The following is an 18342-nucleotide window of genomic DNA, read 5'->3' as shown; positions in this document are numbered from 1 at the left end:
AAATGGCGCCAACTCGACAAGAGCTGACGCCATTTTTATATCAATTGAATCAAACGATTGGGCTTACTTAGCATCCGATCTCAATACTAACTCGACACGGCGATTCTGCTGCTGCCCCGCCTCATCATTATTGCTGGCAATGGGCGCATGCTCGCCAATACCCACAGCTTCAAGCTGTTGAGCTTTAATACCATGACTCGTGGTCAATAACTTCACAATCGCCACCGCACGGCGTTGGGATAGACCTTGGTTATAAGCTTGATTACCTTTGTCATCGGTATGACCCACCACATAAAATGCACGCTTAGGATTTGCCTTTAAGTAACTCGCCAGCACCTCGACAACGGGCTGCGCCTCGGGCAACAACTTGTCGCTATCGTACTCAAATAACAGCCCTTCTAAGGCAACATGCCCCTTGGCTTCGATTTGGTCGGTCAGCGCCTCAAGATTGATCCCCACGCGATCGTCCTTAAGTTGAGTTTCTTCCAATACCCGTAACTCTGTCCATAAGCCGCCAATAAAGCCAATGGTATAAGTACTTACATGCACATTGCCCTCGGGGCGCGTTAATGTATACCAGCCATAAAACTGGCTGTCTTCGTTACCTATATTCACTAGAGAATCGATGGCTTTGATAAACCTATCCTCCCTACCACAGGCCTTTCCCTGACACTCAAATTGCGTCTCGAATCCGAGTTTAGTCAATGCCACCTTGTAGTTAGTGAACACCTCGTAACCCGAATATTCCTTTGGTATTGAATAGCCATTTTGAGTCAACTTTCCCGCACGCTCCACCAGCACAGGCTTATTGCTTGCATCCATTGACGACACAAAGGCAGTGCTCGCAAAGCCCTGGCGTTTAAAGTCCTGGATATAGCTTCCCTTTAGGCGGCTGATAAGCGGATGATCCTCGGCGCCGTTGGTATCCTTCTTTTGATTATCTTTAAACTCGATTTGCTTAGGCGCCTGCTGTAAAAATGCGGCATTAACCGTGACTAAATCTAGCGGCTCGGGGATCGCCTCGAGCGTCGTAATATGAAGACCCGCAGAATCATCCATAACTGCTGCTTGTATGGCGGTATAAAACTCTTTTTGCTCATTCTTAACTCGAGCAAACAAGTAACCACTTTCTACACCAATAACGCCATCCAACAGCGCAATTTTCTCTCGTAATAAGCGAGAATCACCACAAGCCTCAAGCAGACACTCGAATAGGACTTCGCCACCAAGCTTTTTAATCTGCTCACGGTAATTGTCGAGAATATGCGCAGGGCTATATTCGGGCGCTAATTTGTATTTTTGCTGATGGACCTGACCGAAGATAGGCTTAAAACGATAGTCAGACCTTTGTTCACCCGCGCTGATAATAAAGGGATATTCGGCATAATGGCGCGTCAATTCATCCTTTAATTTCGCCGTAGGAAAAGGCGTAAATAATCCCTCATCCGCTGCCATTAACGACAAAGGCATTAGGCTCGTCGAAATTGCCAACAACCCCGCTAAATAACTCCGCTTAGAAACACGCATCAATATTTACCCTCCATAGAAAAACTGCTGCGAAAAGTAACACTAAACGGATTGCGCAATAACAAATATGAAACAAGTTAATACTTTAGCGTGATTGAGGAGATGGACTCTACACGCAAAAATGGCTGACAAACAAACTGGTAAACAGGTCTAGTTGTCAATCACTTAGCCTGTCTGTTCACCGTGACTCACTGTTATTACAAGGATGTTTATTTTGCGACTACCCCACTCTGCCCGCGCTCTATCCATAATCGCCCTTTTATTTATGCCTCTATGTGTGCAAGCAGTAAATCAAAAATTAGACGATGAATTAACACAACGCTGCTTAGGCACTTTCGATTTTATTAAGACCCAAGACCTAGCGGCCTTTATCGCTCTTATGCCGTACGCACCAACTAAAAAAGAACAGGAATATGCGGGCGAGATTTTGCAACGCTCCCACAAGCGTTGGTATGTTGACCAAACTATGGGGGAAATTACTCCCAAAAGCGTGAGCTACAGCAAAGCAGATGAGTCGAAACGCCAAAAAGGCGCTATCCAAGAGGCAAGAGTTAAACTGCTAATCACCAGTACCAATGAACAAGCCTCGGTCAGTTGCAAATTTATCGAAACACCAAAAGGTTGGTTCCTCTCCAAATTGCCGTAAGTGACCTAAAACAGCCAACGACATAAAGGCAAGGTAGTAATGCAGTATTCGCAATTATCTAAAAAAGCTCAAAGATTTATCAATCCTGATGGATTACCTGAACAGCTTCGCCTTGCAACTAAGAGCCATTATGTTCGTCGAGGGTTAGCATTATTGGGACTATTGCCACTTTCGGCGCCTCTTATCATGGCGATCACCCTCGACGGCGGTGAGCAGACTTTTTACCAGTTTGTGGTGGCATTGTTGCTACCTGTAGTGCTCATTCTCTGGGCATTCAAGCAGCATTTGGTGCTTGATAATCCAAGTCAGCAACGTTTCGTACAATCACAATTTTTGGGTTATCACTTCAAAAAAGCCTACCTTGCACCGCTGAAATCTACCGAGTTACTACTGCGCCACGATAGTTATAACAGAAACCAATATGAGCTTAAGTTGCACAATCTTGTGTACCCCATCGGCAGTTTAACCGATACCACTCAAGCTATGATGTTCTTTGCACAGACATTTAATCTCTCTGCCAAAGAGCAAATCACCCAATTTCCCAATATCCGTGAGCTAGACATACTCTCATCGAATGAACAACTTATCGCGTCACTCTCGCTAAATTGTCAGGATAAACCTATCGCGCAAGAGGTCGACACCATCAACACAGTCGATGGATATAGCGCACAGGCGACTGACGTTAAAGAGAATGGCAACCTTGCTCATCGTTCGCTTTCGGCAGATATCGAACCACTTTGGCCCCCTAAGTTAATACTTAAACTGTTTTATCCGCTGCCATTTATTATGGCGTTTGGCTTTGCGATGAAGTTTATTGGAAGCCTATAGCGATGCGCTTTAAACAACTCTCACCGACCATAGCAATCATGGCTAAAACTCAAGCGCAAACCATTGGGCGCTGGATTTTTGCAAGCCTAGTCGCTTCACTCACCTTATTTAACGCGCTAGGTTTTGAGCATTGGTCCTATGCCGAAGTGATTATCTGGTCGTTCATTGCACTTCTTAGTTGGCATCTACTATTTGCTCGTAGGCGTATTCAGTTTGATCTCGAACGACAACTAATCACCATTAACGTCAGTTCGCTCTATCCGCTAACCCAACAAGTCATCCCCATCAACCACATTGCAGCATTTCAAATACAGCAACGTCTCGGCCAGCTCCATGGGTACGATTTATTAATTGTGATGGATACTCAAATTGAACCATTGAAGTTTTAATATGGTAACTTGCACCAAATACAGGCGATAGGTAAGCAATTATCAACATTTTGCAATGTTCCCCTGCTTAGCTAACTGGAACCTAATATGTATGTTTTTAAAATAATCTGAAAATTGAAGCTAAACGGATATCGATACTTATGGAAAAGATAAGAATTATTGCACTGTGTAGTTTACTTGCCTGCAGTATTTTTCCTGCTAGCGCCGCACAGGATAGAGATCAGGCTTTGGCGACTTTTGACAGCCAAACAGTACCACTCATAGAGCAAGCCATTGCATTAGGGGAAACAGCACCAGAGGACAGAATTGACGATGCGTTAGATCGCCACCAAGGTGATGCACTTGCCGTTATAAGGGAAGGCATTCCTCAACGTCTGGCGATTAAGGCAAAGCAACAACTCATGTTAGCGAATGAGTACCTTAGGTATTTTAAAGAATTACAGCAGCAAGTTCCGCATGCGAGTCAATGCCATCAACCAGAACTTGTGGCTGATTTCAGAGCACAAATCAAAGAGCTCAACGCCTATGTGGATAGGCTCAACACTTACCCTAAACTCCAAAACCTAGGCGACGCTTTTCCAGCCTTAATGGACATGAATATTAATCAGACACGGGTAAACACCTTAACGAGTCTGTTTCATCGATTTCGGCTCTGTGTTTTAGGCGATGATACACCGGCTATTGTCGATGGACTCACAGGCGAAAAAGGGGATGCAATAGCCAACGCCTTTATTGATGCATTTGCGGCTAAACAGGGCTTGCCCCACCCAACTGCATCACAAAATATGGCGGATGAAATGGCTGAAGATGATGCACCAATACGCGATGATATGGGAGATGAACAAGCCATCGAAGATGATATTGAGCAAGACAATAGCGAGTCTGATGAGCCTGAAACGGTGCTCGCGACTGAGATTTCACAACCGATATCCGCCGTTAAATTCAGCAATATGCCACTTAATGACTGTATCCAAAAACAAACTAAACTCTTCGCTATTCAGCAGAGCCAAGAACTCAGCCTGCTTAACTGCCAATTTAACCCCACTGACATAGTGACGTTGCAAGATCTCAGCGCCTTTAACAATCTCGACACCCTAAGTTTAAAAGGTGGCACGCTCAGCACACTCGGTAATCTGAACAGTAATAATCTTAAAACCTTAATGCTGACCGATATGAAGGTAACTGACTTTTCTGGTAAAAACATAAAACTCGATAGCTTGTTCCTCAGCCGCATTAGCTCAAATAATTGGCCAAGCTTAATCGAACTTAACGTCCAGACCATCAGCATTGACAAAACAGTGAATTGCGCTGAACTCAAACCATTATTGGTATCAGAAAAGCTGATCCCTATTCATCCAGGACTTAGCCCAACAGAAATGGCCGAACGTATGCAACAAGCAGAAGCTAATGGCATACCACTGTTAATGCTCGAATGTGCAATCTAAAAATGTATTTAACCGACGTAAGCCGCTAAGAGCCCCTTATCATACCTTTGTATAGTTGTATGATTTTTAAACAAAAAGGAAAATATACGCGCTACTAATACAGCAATTTTACTGCGCTGTGTTACGACAGGAAGGATGCCAAACGTTGTCGTGAAAGGGATATCTCCAATATGCAGGGCGCGTTAGCGCACATGCTGCCAACTTATATCCCTCAGACTGATACTTACCAACCTTCTTAGCAACAGAAACTCAAGTTAACACCATTTGGCTTGATAGTGATTAACGCTATAACACTTTGAATAAGCAAAGTTTTCAGATGGCTTTACCCTCAATAAGCACAATGGAAATTGCCGAATTAATGTAAGGACACAAGATGTTTAAACCTAAACTGCTCTCTTTGCTAATCGCCACCAGTTTGCTGACGGCATGTTCTGGCTCAGACGATAAAGATGACACCACCACGACGCCAGAGCCGACGCCACCCACAGAATACGCACATAAAGTCACGGGTCAGGTCACTTATATCGGCGCTATCGCCGGGGCCAACGTGTGCGTCGATCTCAACCAAGACTTAAGCTGCTCAGAGGGTGAACCGAGCACCACTACGGGCACTGACGGTAAGTATCAAATCGATTGGAAAAGCGAGACCGAAAAACCTAACTATTACCTGTTAGCCAATTGGATTGATACCGCACCGTCATCTGCACGCTCAGCATTGGCGATGAGCTCCGCCGCAGCTAACACCAACGCCACCACTGGCGGCATGAACATCGTTGCCCTGCCCGATCATGCGGGTCATATCAACGCGCTGACCAATATTGAGTTTTCACGCTATCGAAAAATGATTGAGGCCGACTTAACACCACAGCAAGTGATTGAGTTCCGCGCCAAACTCAAATCCTTATACGCCAGTGGATTTAAACAAGTTGAAGCCGATTTATTTAGTCTTTCGCCAGAAATCACCCTGCAACCCACATTTCTCGACACCCTGCTGTTACACGATTATCTGCTAAATCTCACCAATGAGCGCACAGTGGAAATTTTGGCGGCTATCGAAGTGTTAATCGCCGCATTTGAAGCCTTCGAGAATTTAATCCTAGGGTATGGTTTTGGCACTGAGGCTTATCTGCAAACTAATCCCGTTGCCGTTACCAATAAGGTGGAGAGCACCTTAGTGTCCTTCGGTTATATGGACGCGCCAGTTGATGACAAGGCGATGAACAGCACTGACTGGGATACAGTGTTTAGCAGCATGCTCAATCAAACCGACGCATCTCATGTGCTCAATATCGCCACCGTTCGTAACAGCCATTTTGTCAACTTAGATTATGGTAATGCTGACCAAACTCTTACTGGGGTATTTTCAGGTGACGCTGTGATGATCTTCGACAACACGTCGGGAGAGGAGGTCCCTACCGAATGCTGGAATGAGCCGATGAAGAAATGGATCAATGCCTCGCGTAACGACCAAGGGTATGTCCTTAAAGAACCTGTGATTGAAGGCAATCAATTAAAAACCGTTTATGCCGGCACTGAAGTCCCTGTCGAAATGAATTTCCATAAGTATCAGAACACGGCCGCTGACTGGCAGGATTTGCTGGCAAACCTCCCTTCAGATCTTAAGCTGGGATCACTCAGTTGGCCTTCGCAAATATATCGTACGGATGTTAAACAAACAGACGACGTGTTATGCCGCGCAGAAGATCCCATCACTTATGAAACGGGCGTTGAAACCGCGAGCCAGCTTTCTATTAGCTTGATTGTGGAACTGTTGTGGCCCTTTGCTTACCCCGAGAGTTACATTGAGGACTCAACGAATAAATTCACCATTCTCGATAGTTTCGGTCAGCCTGAAAGCCAACACGAGTGGAACATTAGCACCAGTCCAAACGGCGGCAAGCTGCTAACCATCACTGAAATTGTGGCGGATCCTGTTGCGAGCCAGATGGTGCAACCGAGTTACTACCTTGTGACCTCAAACTTGCTGACCGAAGTTGAGCTAAACACGGCATTTGATACGACTGACAATAAACAGTTATATCGCTTTACCTACGATCAAAGCTTCAGCAATACCCTGCACAACCACTTTAAGTCGCTAGCAAAGTAAAGCTTACTCCATCCGCGCCCCTGAAGTGATACCTCAGGGGCGCTTATCTCAACTTAAGTCGCAACGCCCCACAAAGAGCCTATCAGAGGCTGATAAACGCATCTCGCTCATAGTAAAAGATAATAGCTTCAAGCAGTTCCTGTTCACTGGGCTGAGCTTTTTGCTGCTTAAGATTATCGATTACATCTTCGATTTGATCCATATTGAGCAGATAGCAATAACCATTGTTTATCAGACTATCTTCAAACTCATCGATTTCTTCATTAGACCAATCCCTCATATCATCGACAATTGGCAGTAGCCGCGTGGTCAGTTGGAGAATTTCATTTTCCGCAGAATCTTGATAAACAAGCCAATATTGTAAGCCTCGCTGAGTAATACACTTATTAACCCAGCTTTTTAACGGCTCTGATTCGCCAAGGAATGATCCTATATCCACCAATGTCTCCTTCATATTAACGTCAGAGTGACATGTTAACTTGCTTAAAAAATATAAGTCTATGGCTTTGAGTTAATCTGCTCCTTCTAATCACTTGCAGTCAGTTCATCCATAAATAATGGAAAAAACGGGTTGTATACCACAGAAAAAACTACGCAAAGGTTAAAATTGATACTTTCAACAGTCGTTATATCTACCCAACGCGGCTGTGCAACCTAACGCAAAATCACAATTCATCAATCTGGCAGCTAAAATCGCACCATTAAATAAACTTTATTCATTTTTAAGCCGATAAATTTAAGTATTATTCATTTAATGTTAGCGTGATTTAGACTTTGGTTATTTTGAAACCAAGGTTGGTGATGTTTCACAATCCCCTGCTATGCAATTGTGGTACTTTAGCCGGACAAAAAAAGTGTCGGGCATTGGCTTTTAGCCTAGAGTAGGCCTTAATCACTAAGGTTTACGGCGTCTAGATTCAAATCGCCTATATGACACAAAATGCTGCGGCAACTGGGGAGTTTCGCAAGAATGAAGAGCAAGAGTTTATTAGGCAATATTGGTGTGCAAGTGGTTATTGCCATGATTATCGGCGCGCTAGTCGGTTTTATCATGGGCGAAAGTGCAAGCGTGTTTGCACCACTCGGAACCATTTTTATCCATTTAATCAAAATGCTAGTGATACCACTGGTGTTAGTTTCTATCATCAGCGGCGCGGCAAGTTTAGGCGATAGCCCATCGGCAGGTAAGATAGGCATTGGCACTTTTGGCTTCTTTATCGTGACATCAGGCATCGCCGTAGTACTGGCGTTGGTAATGGGCAATCTGTTCCAACCCGGCGCGGGGGTCGATTTCACTGCCCATAGCAGCCCAGATTTGATGGAAGTGACTAAGGAACACGGCGCATTGCCAGGGGTTATGGATACCTTTATCGGCATGATCCCAACCAATGTGTTCGAATCGCTGAACGGCGGTAACATCTTACAAATCTTAGTCTTTAGTATCTTCTTCGGTATCGCGCTGACCAAGGTTAAAGGCGATGGCGCTAAGCCAATTTTAGCCGCACTCAACACTGTTGTTGACGCCTTTGTATGGATGATCAACTGCGTGATGATCATTGCGCCTATCGGTGTATTTGGTTTGATGGCCGATTCCGTCGGCACCTTCGGTTTCGATGCCTTAGAAGTCGTATTTAAGTTATTCGCCGTGTTTGTGGCTGCGATTCTGATTTACGGTTTTATCTTCTTCCCATTGGTGGTGCAGCTCTTCTCGAGAGTCTCGGCACGCCAGTTTATTTCGGCAATGAAGAAACCACAGGTGATGGCATTATCGACCGCCTCGTCAATGGCGACACTGCCGGTGAATATGGAAACCTGCGAAGAAGATCTTAAAGTCTCTAAGGCAACCACGGCCTTTGTGCTGCCGTTAGGCGCTACGATCAATATGAGCGGCAATGCGATTTATTATGGTTTGGTGGCCATGTTCTTCGCCCAAATGTATAACGTCGATTTGTCGATGACAGCCTATGCAGCCATCATCTTCACCTCAACCTTAGGCGCAATTGGCCAAGCGGGTGTGCCCGGTCCATCATTCTTAGTGGTGGCTGTGTTGTTAGCGGCTGGCATCCCTATCGATGGCTTACCTTTGCTATTTGCCTTAGACAGAGTGTTTGACATGATCCGCACCGCACTTAATATCACTGGCGATGCAGCTTGTGCCTTGATCATGGATAAATACACAGAAGTTAACGTTAAAGCGGATAGCGAGCGCAGCTTAAGCTAGCGAAACAGTCACTCAAGGCTTCAAATATCGGCTTGAATAGGCAAGGCTTATTCAAGCCTTTTTTATGCCCGCCGTTAGATATACCGAACTCTATCCTACTGATTTATTATCACTTAATTGAAATTAATGTGATCTTGGCGGCGCCTTGGACTAAGCTCAAACGGCGCTGCCTCGCAATTCGTATTTCTTTATCTGCCAAGCCACACGGGCGCGACGTCTTTCTGCGATAATGGCTTGGCTATCATCAGCCCAAAGGAGTGTTGCATTATGTCCGTATTTGCCCCTGCAAGCCCTTTTGCCGACTTTATCTATCGCCATTTCCGCGCCATTCATGCCCTTAAACTTGGCCTCGCCTTGCTGATTGCCGTCACCATTAATGCCATTTGGTCGCCGCCACATTTTATTTGGAGCATGGTGACAATCGTGATCATTATGATGAGCCTGCCACAGGTGGGTGGTGCGATTGAAAAGTCCCTGCAACGGGCGGTAGGCACTTGTTTAGGTTCTGCTTATGGCGTGATGTTAGTCGCCACTATCGACAGTTATTGGCTGATTATGGGGCTACTGATCTTAGCCGTCAGCTTGATTTGTTTTATCTCGGCGGGACGCTACAGCTACGCCTATCTCGTGGCAGGATTTACCATCATCATAGTGGTCGGCGATGCTAACCATGATACTTCTGAAGCGCTGTGGCGCACAGCCAACATACTCTCAGGCTGCGTGATTGCTATTTTAGTCTCGCTATTTATTTTCCCAATCAAGGCCAAACAAGACTGGCGCAGCCAGCTCGCCAATGCCATCGACAATATGGCAAAGGTGCTCACCCAACATTTACACGCTCCCGCTAACCATGATTTAGATTTTCGCGCCGAACTCGAAACGGCCATGAAAGCGGTATTAACCCAAAAGAAGCTGTTTTTCTCCCTAGAATGGGAAAGCCAAACCTTAAAAAAACATAAAATACTGCTGGCGGAATTGGTCAATAAACAGGTTCGGCTGATCACCCTACTCGAATTGTTGCCTTTGAGTCGCTGGCAGGAAGCCGACAAAGAGGCTTACCACCAAATCAATCGCGTCGCCGCCGAGCTTACCGCCCATCTTCAAAGGCTGAGTGAATTTGTCGCAGGTAAAACCGCATCTTTACCCACGCTGCCCACCGCCCTAGGGCAAGAGTTGCAACTCAGATTACAAATCAGCTTGGCCGCTCAGACGCCGAATTCAGCCCCTTTAGCAAATGAAGTCGCTCAAGGATTTGCCCTCACGGGATACGGCTGGCTTATCTATCAACTCGCCATCGCCGTCGAAGCCCTCTACGCCGATATCGAGATTATCGAAATCGCCTATCGCGGACAAACCGTGTTACACAAAACTGCCAAGCGTTCATAAGCCGTTACCACGGGGAATCACAGCTAAAAATCACTCTCGCGAACCAAGATAACCCCTTGACCGCCCTTGCGTTAACGGGGCGTTTAATGAAAAGATACCGTCCTATTAAAAATTCGATATCTGGACTCTTTTCATGCGCTTATTTTCCCTCTCCGTTATCGCCATTGCCTGCCTTTCTGCGGGCAGTCTCTACTCAGTCGATGCTGTTGCCAACGAGGCAAAAACCTTAGCCAAAACAGCTCAAGCATCTACTGAGTTGTCGGCCTCAACGCCAGTCGCTGCGGCGCAAACCGTTACCGACAAAACGCCAGTTGAAACCCCAGTAGCAACAGCGCCACAGGATGTGAATCCGGCTGCGAATACCCAAGCAACTGAATCCGCAGCGGATGTCGTAACCGATGCGGCGGCAGTAGCGCCAGAGCCCGCACCGATCCCTGAGCGAGCCAATACCTTTGTCAACGATGCCATTTTACCGCCGAGTATCACTTGGCATGGCGCCAGCGAATCGCTCATGTTGAGTGTCGATAATGAGTGGGCAACGCCGTTTGAGCAAAGTAGTGGCATTGAGAGCCCAAGCTACGATGCCACTATCGCTTGGCTCGACAAGCTGGCTGGTGAGACAGATAAATTACAAAAGGTTAGCTTAGGTAAGAGCCCACAGGGCCGCGATATTTGGATGTATATCGCCAGCAGTGAAGGCATTAATGAATCGGCACGCCTCAAGCAAAACACTAAGCCAACTGTGTTAGTGCAAGCGGGGATTCATGCCGGAGAAATCGACGGTAAAGATGCCAGCATGATGCTGCTACGCGACATTATTAAGGGCGATAAAAGCGCCCTGCTGGATAAAGCCAACCTCTTGTTTGTGCCTATGTTTAGTGTCGATGCCCATGAGCGCAGCGGCGAATTTAATCGCGTGAATCAACGCGGCCCTGTGAATATGGGTTGGCGTACTACCGCAAATAATCTCAACCTTAACCGCGATTATGCCAAGGCCGATACCTTAGAAATGCAGCACATGCTGCGCGCAATCAACGTATGGCAACCTGACTTGTATATCGACGTGCATGTCACCGACGGCATCGACTATCAATACGATGTCACCTTTGGTTATAACCTAGCCCAAGGGTTAAGCCCAGCCAGTTACCGCTGGCTCGAAAACAGCTACAGACCCGCGGTTGAAGCGGCATTAACCGAGCAAGGCCATATTCCCGGCCCGCTGATTTTTGCCGTGGATAACGCCGATATCACCAAAGGCATGTCGCTGTGGAATCCTAGCCCACGCTTCTCTAACGGTTATGGCGATGCCCGCCATTTACCCACTATTTTGATTGAAAACCATAGCTTAAAACCCTTTAAACAAAGAGTGCTTGGCACCTATGTGATGCTGGAGCAAACCCTCAAAACCGTGGGCGAACAGGCCACTAAACTGAAGAGTGCGATTCAGGAAGATAAGTACCGCGCTTCGCCGCTGATTACATTAACGTGGAAATCGGCACCGCTCGCAAAAGGTTGGGACTTTAAGGGTATAGATTACCAGCTAGAGCAGAGTCCGATTAGCGGCACAGAGGTGGTGCGCTGGAACGGTCAACCTAAGCTGTACCCCAACTTGCCCGTGATCGCCGAGACTGTGCCCGATATTAAAGTCACTCGTCCGAGTGCTTACTATATTCCGGCGCAATGGACGCAAGTGATTGATCGTTTGAACATACACGGCATTCGTATGACGCGCCTGACCAAACCGACAGAGCTTAAATTACAGCAATATAAACTCAGTAATCCCGTGTTTAACACTAAGGATTTTGAGGGCCGTCAAACGGTCAAAGCCGAGTCAGAGTTGACTAAAGTCAGCACCACTCTGCCCGCTGGCACCATTAAAATCAGCACAGATCAACCGCTGGGCGATCTGGCTGTTTTACTGCTAGAGCCGCAATCGCCAGATTCTTTGCTGCAATGGGGTTTCTTCAATCCTATCTTTACCCGCACTGAATACATTGAAGATTATGCGGTTGAACCGCTAGCAGCCAAGATGCTAAAAGATGATCCTAAGCTGCAGGCTGAGTTCGACAAGGCACTAACCAACGCCGAATTTGCCGCCGATCCCGAGGCACGTCTGCGCTGGTTCTATGAACGCAGCCCTTACTACGATAACCGCTACCTTAAGTATCCGGTTTACCGTAGTCGTTAATCCTCGCCAACACAAACGGCAAGCATTACACAGGCTTACGAGCGCTAATGCTATACACTAAGGGCACATTCTGCCCTTGGTGTGTTAACACATAACGGCCATCAGTTTGCGCTTCGAGCCCTTCGAAACAGTTGTACGGGCTAAAATCGAACTCGTGGAAGAACTCTAACACTAAGCCCGCCTGCAATAACGCATTGATCACTTCCGATAGACTGTGCGACCAACACATTAAGGTTTGCTGTTCATCATCGGTATTTTCGGTATAAGTGCCCTCCAGCTCTATGTCTGGCTCACCCCGATTAAAATAGCTATAACCATCGAACAACTGCTGCGCCGGATGAAATTCAGCCATATAGAACTGTCCGCCCGGCTTTAAACAGTCGGCAACCGTCTGCGCCCACAGGGTTAAATCCGGCAACCACACAATGGCACCATAAGACGTAAACACAATATCTTGCGGCTCAACCTTACCCGCCACACTGTAAACATCACTACAGATAAACTCGGCGGACAACTGTGTCTGCTGCGCCAGCTTTTGTGCTTCATCAATCGCCACTTCAGACAAATCGACGCCTGTGACTCTGGCACCCATGCGCGCCCACGACAGGGTATCTAAGCCAAAATGACATTGCAGATGCAGCAAACTTTTCCCCACCACATCAAGCTCGCTCAGCTCAATTTCCCGTAATGAGCTATTCCCACGCAGGAAGCCCGCCACATCATAAAAATCCGAAGTTAAATGTACCCGAGTGCGCGCATCCCAAGCCGTTTTGTTCGTCGTTAAATAATCCATCTGCATCCCTTCTTATGTTTTTTGTCTTGTCTGTATGTTTGCCCAGCCAGACCTATGAGGCTCAAGCTAACTTAATAAATAAGCAATTTCACTAATCTGTGAGTAAATCACTCATTTGGCGGACATGTCCGCACCGCAAAGCACGGACACTTTTAGTTTAAACATTTGATTATAAATGAAACTTAAAATTGGCATGGGCTGTGCAATGTCTTATCCATCGCCAGACTACTCTGCACTCACCCGAAAAACGAGTGCCAGATAAACAAGGAAGCTAACATGTCACTACGTCCATTTATATTCACCCTCGCTTTTATATTGGTGTTTACCGCAGGGGTATCGCTCACTGGCTGCATTATTAATGTCAACGCCGCAGGCATGCCAGACTTAGACCACCAACAACGCGAACTCATACTCGATAGCCAAGACTTACAAGGTCTGATTGCCGAAACCGGCGCAGGCGGCCTCGAAATTATCGGTGTAGAAGGCCTAACTCAAATTAAACTCGTCGCTGATATCTATAGTAATAAAGACAGCAACGACAGCAAACTCATTCTCACCCTTGAGAAAAAGGCCAACAAGGCCAAGCTCAAAGCCGATTTTGAACAAAGCGGTTTTAATAATTACTCGCCCTATATCGACCTAAAACTGCAAGTGCCTGCGAATTTAGCACTGGATATCGATGACGGCTCAGGTGCCATTTTGATCAACAAGATGACAGCAGATATCAATGTTAAAGACGGTTCAGGCGAACTCATCATCAACGGCGGTAACAATGTCAGCATTGATGATGGTTCAGGGGACATTGAAGTCAGTCAAATTAACGGTAACCTCAAGATTGACGATGGCTCTGGTGCCATCAAGGTGACCGATATTCGCGGCAATATCGCAATTGATGACGGCTCGGGCAACATCGAAGTCGCCAATGTGCAGAGTCCTGTGACCATCACAGATGGCTCAGGCGACATTAATGTGTTTAACACTTAGGGATTAACGATTCTTGCGGCAGGTTCTGGCGATGTGAAATTTAACAAAATCGACGGCCCAGTAAGCATGGAATAACGCGCTATTTTGCCACCCTACACCCAAAGGTTTTACCCACTTCCCGGCGTAGAGACTGATGTTGCAAAGGTTCCCAGCCAAGATGTCAGTCTTCTACCCACCCTTTGCAGTTATTGCAATTTTGCCGCGACTCCCTGGTAGCGGCATTTTTTTCATCGTCTGAGACTTTCTCAGCCTCAATTCAGGCCAGTCGTTGGTAACGTTTTACCTATTTGTTTTTACTAGAAAAATTTAGCAATGAGTATATAAATAAGGCATTATTTTGTTTGTTAATACGTTTTAAAAAAGTCAAAGTCGTGGGGCTTCACCCCACACCCGACCAAGGAGGACTACTCGTCCTATCCTCCTTGGATGCTCCAAGACGCCCCTAGCGAAGTTACATGCATTAGTTACTAGCTTCGTGCTTATTCGAAAATCGCTAACGCTTCCGATGGTACATCCTGTACCCCGAAAGCTAACTCGGCATCCATGCCTCGCTCACGCGATTTTCTTCAACGCCCCTCAGCAACTTCGCAGGGGAGATGAACTTCTGAACCTCCGGTACAGGCTGTTAATCCTAAAAGAGTTTTCCAGCCCTATCATTCCTGGAAAAAAATTTAACAATGGGTGTCTCGTTTAAACGTTCTGTCCCACATATGCAACTGTGCAAGCAAGCCTTTTCGTGGTTAAATTATGAGTGTTAATAAATTTAAGATTTCGCAATGGAATCAACAATCAATAAGGAAGTTAATTATGAAGTCGACATTCCCAAAATTAGCAATTTTATTAGCTATTCTTAATATAACTGCGTGTGGCGGTGGTAGTTCTGGAGGAAATGAAGAAGTAACAACTCCTCCTGTAAACCAAGCTCCTGTAATAAGCTCAACAAGCTCTGTCGTTGATGAAGCAAATAGTACAGCTATTGAAAGAAACGATAATTTTACAGTCTTATTAACAATAACAGATAGTGATGGTGATTCTATATCTGGGACTGCCGAATTGGGCAATGTAGAAGTAAACCTTGAAGAATACTCTGGTGAGCTTAATTTCACCCACCAAGCTAGCTTTGTTGCACCTGAAGCAGGTGACTATAAAGTTTCAGTTAAAGCTAATGACAGCAAAGGAGCTTCAACAACATCTAATGTTGACTTAAGTGTTCTGCCAAACACCGAAGATGTTATCTCTCATTTAGAAAATAGCGTCAGCGGATTCGTCAGTGGCGGTAGCTACGAAGGTACTGAACTACTTGGTATTTCAACAAGTGCAAGTAATGTCAACATTGGTTACCTAGACACTCCACTAAATGACAAACAATTAGCTCAAAACGAATCCCCTTATGGCGTATGTGGCTCTTCTGTCCCACACAAGCTTTTAGAAGTTCAAAAAGATACTTCAGGAGTAACCGTACCTAGCTCAGATGTAGTATATCCAATGGAATGTTTTACCACCACTCAAGCAAAAAGCGTCAATAAAAAATTATTAAAAGCTCAAACAGCAATTTCAAGCTATTCAAGCGCGGCCTCCAACTTAGAATATACAGCTCAAAATATTACGTTAACAATTGAAACTACAGTAAATGGTACTACTGTCTCATCCGCATCAACAGGATCTGGAATCACATTAGAAGGAAACATGCATGATGTGATATGTGGCAATTACACCTTATCAAAAACAAACTCGACTTATTTGCTAAATGTGAATGACATAGTTAATGATATTGATGAACTGATTGATGATAACAATAAATTTACTCTGGAATGTTCACGAACCGTTGAATTTGAAGGTACAACGTTCAACTCTAGCCTGATTGGTAAGATTGCAGGCGAAAAAGTTATAATTGATGCATTAGATCCTGTAGGGTCTATTAATGAAATATCTTTCTCAGTCCCTTATGATAATGGTGGATTAGATGTTGGCAATATCTGTGTTTCCACTACGGTTGAAGATAATAGCAGCTACGTATCAGAAGCGCTTGAACTAACTTCCAGTGATGGATTGGCTGAAAACATTGCTTTTGGACAAAAGAATGACGCAAATCAATACTGCCTAGAACTAACAAACATTGAGGGTAGTTATCATGTAACACAAACGGTTACTGATGGCTCAGACAATAGCGTAGTCAATCAATCACAGTCCTATCAAATAGTAAAAAATCAAGCACCCACATTTAGTGTTGAAGTACCAAACTCAATTTCATTGAATACCAATCAAGGCATTATAACTCTCATTAAACAGAGTGATGTATCCGATCCTGAGGGGCACACAGTTACTTTGAGTGGTCAAATCTCAATCGACACAGATCAAGCCGCAGGAGAATATGCCTTAACCGCTTATGCAACTGATCAATATGGCGCACAAACAGAAAAGAATATCACCGTTACTCTAGCAGATAATATTCCACCTACAGCGTTACCTGTTGCAGATGCAGGTCAGGACCAATCCATAAATACAGGTACTATTGTACAATTAGATGGTACTAGCAGCTATGATGGCGATGGCGATCAATTAACTTATATTTGGTCGTTAGACTCTAAGCCATTTACTAGTTTTGCATCTTTGAATAATGCAACAACAGCAACACCTAGTATTAAAGTAGATAAGGCTGGCGAGTACCTCATTTCACTTGTCGTTAATGATGGAACAGAAGACAGCGAACCATCTTCAATTACTCTTACGGTGGTTGAAGGTGTAAACCCAATATCAGAGAATATAGATTTAATCATTGTAGCTGGAAATAAATATCATGGTTTTTCTGGTACTAATTATGATGAGGTGTTGCAAGCTCAAACAACTGCTTGCTCGAATGTGGGAGCTTTAGATATTGATAAAGAGGGTATCCTTTACTCTGTAAGTACTTATCAACCGAATGGAATGCTAGCTGTAGATCCAAGCCAACCGCTATGTATCAAAAAAGGCCCTCAGCCTAATAAAATGCATGGCTTAGCAATCGATAGTAATGGAAAATTTTGGGGAACCTCAGAGCTAGAATATACTGACGATAACCGACAACATACTAAACTTTATCAGTTAGAAAAAGATGGAACCGTGTTAAGTGAACTTTCTTTAAGTGGTGAAGAAGATGTTATTTTTGGAATTGACTATTCATCAAATGGCACTTTATATGGCATCGGATTTACAAGCAGACAGCTAGTTACAATAAATACCGATACAGGTGTAACAACGTTTGTAGCCACTATTGCTCCAAAAATTAATGTGAATGATATTGATATCGACACCAATGATGTAATAAGAGTTTTAGATAATGCTACTGGTGACCTATATGAATTAAACCTAAATGGTGAGCAGTTAAATAGAACGAATATCCCGTCACTTTGTACATCATGTGGTTGGGTATCAATAGCCACTAATAAATAAAATATAATAAAGACTGATTTGCATGTTTTTCAAGCAAATCACGGACAACTCCGAAGCAACAGAATACACATCCCCTCGGAGTTGCCGCAGGGCATTTGCGTTCGTTGCGTGAGCGAGGCATGGATGCCGAGATAGCGTCAGTCGAATCAGGGACGAGCGTCTGACGCGATAGCATAAGGACGCTTAATGCTGAAGAATCCCCTGATGATTTACAAATAAATCATCAAATTAGGGTGGAAGCGCATCTTGTTGCATGATCAAATGGTTTCGCCAAAAACTACACTTGGACAACAAGATGCGCGAAGCCAATATCCTACAACATTCTTTACACCAATACTGCCCAGAACTTCACCTAAAACGATTAAACAGCTTGATGCTGGCCTCTAAGGCACTGATTGA

At 45.0% G+C, this 18342-nt stretch carries 12 protein-coding genes and 1 pseudogene; 10 read left to right on the top strand and 3 right to left on the bottom strand.

What is annotated here, in order from left to right; genetic code table 11:
- Positions 1-63: 63 nt before the first annotated feature.
- Positions 64-1527: an OmpA family protein gene (locus K5Q99_RS12190; protein ID WP_220777010.1), complete on the bottom strand. Its 1464-nt coding sequence runs from the start codon at positions 1525-1527 to the stop codon at positions 64-66.
- A 214-nt stretch (positions 1528-1741) separates the two neighbouring features.
- Between K5Q99_RS12190 and K5Q99_RS12185 the strand changes: the two genes are divergently transcribed.
- The 5 genes from K5Q99_RS12185 (at position 1742) to K5Q99_RS12165 (ending at position 6942) form a co-directional block, all read left to right on the top strand.
- Positions 1742-2173, top strand: coding sequence for a hypothetical protein (locus K5Q99_RS12185; RefSeq protein WP_220777009.1), 432 nt, complete (start codon positions 1742-1744; stop codon positions 2171-2173).
- Positions 2174-2212: 39 nt separating this feature from the next.
- Complete coding sequence (locus K5Q99_RS12180) at positions 2213-3001, top strand: hypothetical protein (protein ID WP_220777008.1); 789 nt, start codon at positions 2213-2215, stop codon at positions 2999-3001.
- A gap of 2 nt (positions 3002-3003) precedes the next feature.
- The gene (locus K5Q99_RS12175; RefSeq protein WP_220777007.1) at positions 3004-3390 is read left to right on the top strand and encodes a hypothetical protein; all 387 of its coding nucleotides are present in this window, start codon (positions 3004-3006) and stop codon (positions 3388-3390) included.
- 140 nt (positions 3391-3530) lie between these two features.
- A complete protein-coding gene (locus tag K5Q99_RS12170) occupies positions 3531-4835 on the top strand; it encodes a hypothetical protein (RefSeq protein WP_220777006.1) in 1305 nt (434 codons plus the stop codon).
- Between the two features lie 373 nt (positions 4836-5208).
- Entirely contained in the window at positions 5209-6942 is a 1734-nt protein-coding gene (locus K5Q99_RS12165; protein WP_220777005.1) for a hypothetical protein, read from the top strand.
- An 82-nt stretch (positions 6943-7024) separates the two neighbouring features.
- On the opposite strand, the gene K5Q99_RS12160 is transcribed toward K5Q99_RS12165, so the two are convergent.
- Positions 7025-7381: a DUF7716 domain-containing protein gene (locus K5Q99_RS12160; protein ID WP_220777004.1), complete on the bottom strand. Its 357-nt coding sequence runs from the start codon at positions 7379-7381 to the stop codon at positions 7025-7027.
- A 531-nt stretch (positions 7382-7912) separates the two neighbouring features.
- Between K5Q99_RS12160 and K5Q99_RS12155 the strand changes: the two genes are divergently transcribed.
- From K5Q99_RS12155 to K5Q99_RS12145, 3 genes are all read left to right on the top strand, one after another.
- A complete protein-coding gene (locus K5Q99_RS12155) occupies positions 7913-9163 on the top strand; it encodes a dicarboxylate/amino acid:cation symporter (protein WP_220591662.1) in 1251 nt (416 codons plus the stop codon).
- Positions 9164-9430: 267 nt separating this feature from the next.
- Positions 9431-10549, top strand: a complete 1119-nt coding sequence (locus K5Q99_RS12150) for an FUSC family protein (protein WP_220777003.1) — start codon at positions 9431-9433, stop codon at positions 10547-10549.
- 133 nt (positions 10550-10682) lie between these two features.
- The gene (locus K5Q99_RS12145; protein ID WP_220777002.1) at positions 10683-12737 is read left to right on the top strand and encodes a M14 family metallopeptidase; all 2055 of its coding nucleotides are present in this window, start codon (positions 10683-10685) and stop codon (positions 12735-12737) included.
- Positions 12738-12762: 25 nt separating this feature from the next.
- On the opposite strand, the gene K5Q99_RS12140 is transcribed toward K5Q99_RS12145, so the two are convergent.
- Positions 12763-13530 carry a class I SAM-dependent methyltransferase gene (locus tag K5Q99_RS12140; RefSeq protein WP_220777001.1) on the bottom strand — a complete coding sequence of 256 codons (768 nt, stop codon included), beginning with the start codon at positions 13528-13530 and terminating at the stop codon, positions 12763-12765.
- A gap of 276 nt (positions 13531-13806) precedes the next feature.
- On the opposite strand from K5Q99_RS12140, the pseudogene K5Q99_RS12135 reads away from it, so the two are divergent.
- Both K5Q99_RS12135 and K5Q99_RS12130 read left to right on the top strand, forming a co-directional pair.
- Positions 13807-14589, top strand: a pseudogene (locus K5Q99_RS12135) (DUF4097 family beta strand repeat-containing protein).
- Between the two features lie 732 nt (positions 14590-15321).
- A complete protein-coding gene (locus tag K5Q99_RS12130) occupies positions 15322-17943 on the top strand; it encodes a PKD domain-containing protein (RefSeq protein ID WP_220777000.1) in 2622 nt (873 codons plus the stop codon).
- The last annotated feature ends 399 nt before the right edge of the window (positions 17944-18342 follow it).

Source organism: Shewanella hafniensis (genome assembly GCF_019655335.1).
Taxonomy (GTDB): Bacteria; Pseudomonadota; Gammaproteobacteria; order Enterobacterales; family Shewanellaceae; genus Shewanella; species Shewanella hafniensis.
Note: the sequence above shows the minus strand (reverse complement) of the source record. Positions and strands in the feature narration are given on the sequence as shown.

What these genes read in the sequence shown, in the direction of transcription:
- K5Q99_RS12150 (WP_220777003.1), top strand. Translation starts at nt 9,431, where the DNA reads ATGTCCGTATTTGCCCCTGCAAGCCCTTTTGCCGACTTTATCTATCGC.
- K5Q99_RS12155 (WP_220591662.1), top strand. Translation starts at nt 7,913, where the DNA reads ATGAAGAGCAAGAGTTTATTAGGCAATATTGGTGTGCAAGTGGTTATT.
- K5Q99_RS12165 (WP_220777005.1), top strand. Translation starts at nt 5,209, where the DNA reads ATGTTTAAACCTAAACTGCTCTCTTTGCTAATCGCCACCAGTTTGCTG.
- K5Q99_RS12170 (WP_220777006.1), top strand. Translation starts at nt 3,531, where the DNA reads ATGGAAAAGATAAGAATTATTGCACTGTGTAGTTTACTTGCCTGCAGT.
- K5Q99_RS12190 (WP_220777010.1), bottom strand. Translation starts at nt 1,527, where the DNA reads ATGCGTGTTTCTAAGCGGAGTTATTTAGCGGGGTTGTTGGCAATTTCG.
- K5Q99_RS12140 (WP_220777001.1), bottom strand. Translation starts at nt 13,530, where the DNA reads ATGGATTATTTAACGACGAACAAAACGGCTTGGGATGCGCGCACTCGG.
- K5Q99_RS12130 (WP_220777000.1), top strand. Translation starts at nt 15,322, where the DNA reads ATGAAGTCGACATTCCCAAAATTAGCAATTTTATTAGCTATTCTTAAT.
- K5Q99_RS12145 (WP_220777002.1), top strand. Translation starts at nt 10,683, where the DNA reads ATGCGCTTATTTTCCCTCTCCGTTATCGCCATTGCCTGCCTTTCTGCG.
- K5Q99_RS12180 (WP_220777008.1), top strand. Translation starts at nt 2,213, where the DNA reads ATGCAGTATTCGCAATTATCTAAAAAAGCTCAAAGATTTATCAATCCT.
- K5Q99_RS12175 (WP_220777007.1), top strand. Translation starts at nt 3,004, where the DNA reads ATGCGCTTTAAACAACTCTCACCGACCATAGCAATCATGGCTAAAACT.